Origin of the sequence: Bradyrhizobium sp. CCBAU 11386, from assembly GCF_028128955.1 — a bacterium.
Classification (GTDB): Bacteria; Pseudomonadota; Alphaproteobacteria; order Rhizobiales; family Xanthobacteraceae; genus Bradyrhizobium.
Genome location: NZ_LBKA01000068.1, coordinates 1 through 549, shown reverse-complemented (window position 1 = coordinate 549; position 549 = coordinate 1). Strand labels below are relative to the sequence as shown.

Sequence of the window (549 nt, the reverse complement as noted above, 5' to 3'; positions counted from 1 at the left end):
AAGACGCCGGATCCGCACGCGTTCAGCTCCGCAAGGCATTATGCGGCCTGGATCGGGCTGACCCCGAAAGACCATTCCACCGCCGGCAAAACCCGTCTCGGCAAGATCACCCGTGCTGGAGACGAGCGGCTGCGCAGCGTCCTGGTGGCGGGAGCGACCGCCGTGATCAAGCAGGCCATGTGCGGCCGCGGTCATCCGTCACCTTGGCTGTTGGCCCTGCTCAAGCGCAAGCCGCCCAAGCTTGCAGCCGTGGCGCTCGCCAACAAGAATGCCCGCATCGCCTGGAAGCTGATGGTGACGGGGGAGAGATACGACGGCGCTCGGATGCAGGTTGCATCCGCGGCTGCCGCCTAAGGCAGATCAGCCGATCGGGTTCGCCCGACCGGCCGAGCCGGAGCTGCAAGAGGAGTAGATGGTAGGATCGATCGATCCGAGGTGTGAGACATCCCGTGGGACCCATCGGCCGAACCCAGGTCGCGTGGTTGATTGGAGCTCGCGTCGCGGAAACCATCTTGGCCAGCGGTTCAAATCAACCGCACCAACAGGCCG

At 65.0% G+C, this 549-nt stretch carries 1 protein-coding gene; it reads left to right on the top strand.

Translation table 11 applies throughout. The annotated features are described in order from the left end of the window. A partial coding sequence (locus XI09_RS08395; RefSeq protein WP_271566421.1) for a transposase occupies positions 1 to 354 on the top strand: 354 nt, incomplete at its 5' end. Between the last annotated feature and the right edge of the window lie 195 nt (positions 355 to 549).